This window comes from Rhizobacter sp. P2_H2, from assembly GCF_056403375.1.
Window position 1 is genome coordinate 1 of sequence record NZ_JBFUFP010001062.1, and the last position, 1,816, is coordinate 1,816.

At 67.3% G+C, this 1,816-nt stretch carries 3 protein-coding genes and 1 pseudogene; all 4 read right to left on the reverse strand.

The window, feature by feature from the left end:
• Window positions 1-370: SURF1 family protein (locus tag AC1D15_RS30015; protein ID WP_477828894.1), on the reverse strand; the 370-nt coding region annotated here is incomplete at its 3' end.
• A 110-nt stretch (window positions 371-480) separates the two neighbouring features.
• Complete coding sequence (gene cyoD / locus AC1D15_RS30020; RefSeq protein WP_047511671.1) at window positions 481-867, reverse strand: cytochrome o ubiquinol oxidase subunit IV; 387 nt, start codon at window positions 865-867, stop codon at window positions 481-483.
• Window positions 864-1,496 carry a cytochrome o ubiquinol oxidase subunit III gene (gene cyoC, locus AC1D15_RS30025; RefSeq protein ID WP_477828895.1) on the reverse strand — a complete coding sequence of 211 codons (633 nt, stop codon included), beginning with the start codon at window positions 1,494-1,496 and terminating at the stop codon, window positions 864-866. The genes cyoD and cyoC overlap by 4 nt, the downstream gene beginning before the upstream one ends.
• Window positions 1,489-1,816: pseudogene (locus AC1D15_RS30030) on the reverse strand (cytochrome o ubiquinol oxidase subunit I); the annotation flags it as partial. The pseudogene AC1D15_RS30030 and the gene cyoC, both read right to left, overlap by 8 nt.

The window sequence follows — 1,816 nt, forward strand, 5'->3', positions numbered from 1 at the left end:
GCTCGGTCAGGCGCAGCAGGCCGGTGAGGGCGACCTCGCCGTCGGGGCGCGCGGCGAGGGCTTTCGATCCGGTGGTGACGAAGCCGCGGTTGACCAGCACGCTGCGGCCGTCGGCCTGCTGCAGTGGCGTCAGCAGCCACCAGCCGGGGCCTTGCTCGGTGACGGCCTGCACGAGCGTCTCTTGCGTGTGCAGGAAGCGGCCGTGCAGCACGACGTGCCGGTATTCATCGGCCGCCGCGGTGACGGGCCCGGCGGGCGCCTCGACCGGCGCCGCACGGACCCGCTGCTCGACCCGCTCGATCAGGTCCAGCTTCCAGGCCAGCCGCTGCACCTGCCAGGTGCCGAGTGAAATGAAAACGGCGGCCAGCAAGCCGGCCGCCGCGAGAAGCACTCCCAACCCAGCGGCCCCCATGGAACCGGCTTTGCCGGGCCATCGGGGGCGCCCCCCCGGGGGGGAGGCGCGAAGCGCTTCGGGGGGGGTCAAGGTCTGACCCGCATGTCGTGCATCGTGGGCATCATGTTGCTGTTCATGTGGAACATCACCCACAACGAACCGCTCAGCGTGATCACCACCAGCACCAGCGTGAAGATCAGCGCCAGCATCGTCCAGCCGCCTTCCGAGCGGGCGTTCATGTGCAGGAAGTACACCATGTGCACGACGATCTGCACCGCGGCGAAGCCGAGGATCACCAGCGCGGTGGTGCTGGAGTTGTTGAACGCCTTGCCCATCACCAGCCAGAACGGGATCGCCGTCAGGATCACCGACAGGATGAAGCCGGTGGCGTAGCCCTTCAGCGTGCTGGGAGCGTGGCCGCTGTCGTGACCGTGGTCATCGTGGTGATCGTGATCGTGGTCATGTGCGCTCACGGCAGCACCCCCATCAGGTAGACGAACGTGAAGACGCCGATCCAGACGACGTCCAGGAAGTGCCAGAACATCGACAGGCACATCACGCGGCGGCGGTTCGGCGCGGTCAGCCCGTGCTTGCCGAGCTGGAACATCAGCGTGACCAGCCAGACGATGCCGAAGGTGACGTGCAGGCCGTGCGTGYCCACCAGCGTGAAGAACGACGACAGGAACGCGCTGCGCTGCGGGCCGGCGCCTTCGTGGATCAGGTGCGCGAACTCGTACAGCTCCAGGCTCAGGAAGCCCAGGCCGAACAGCCCGGTGACGCCCAGCCACACCAGCGTGGCGCGCAGCCGCTTGCGCTGCATCTCGAGCACCGCGAAGCCGTAGGTGATCGACGACAGCAGCAGCAGCGAGGTGTTCACCGCCACCAGCGGCAGGTCGAACAGGTCGGCGCCCGACGGGCCGGCCGCGTAGCTGCGGCCCAGCACGCCGTAGACGGCGAACAGGCACGCGAAGACCAGGCAGTCGCTCATCAGGTAGAGCCAGAACCCGAGCAGGGTGCCGTTCTCCGGATGGTGTTCCTCGCGCAGGTAGTAGCGCGGCGCGGTCGGGTCGACCGCGGCAGGGTTCAAGGTGAGATCAGACATGGGCAGCGAGCATCTGGGTGCGTGCGTTCTCGGTGCGGACGACTTCATCCGCGCCGATGTGGAAGTCGCGCTTGTAGTTGAAGGTGTGGACGATGATCGCCGCCATCATCGCGACGAAGCCGAGCACGGCCGGCAGCCACATCTGCCAGATCATCGCGAAGCCGACCGCCGCCGCGAGGCCGGCGATGATGAAGCCGGCGCCGGTGTTCTTCGGCATGTGGATCGGGATGAAGCCGTCGGTCGGGCGCTCGAACTTGTTGGCCTTCATGTCGTACCAGGCGTCGTTGTCGTGCACCACCGGCGTGAACGCGAAGTTGTAC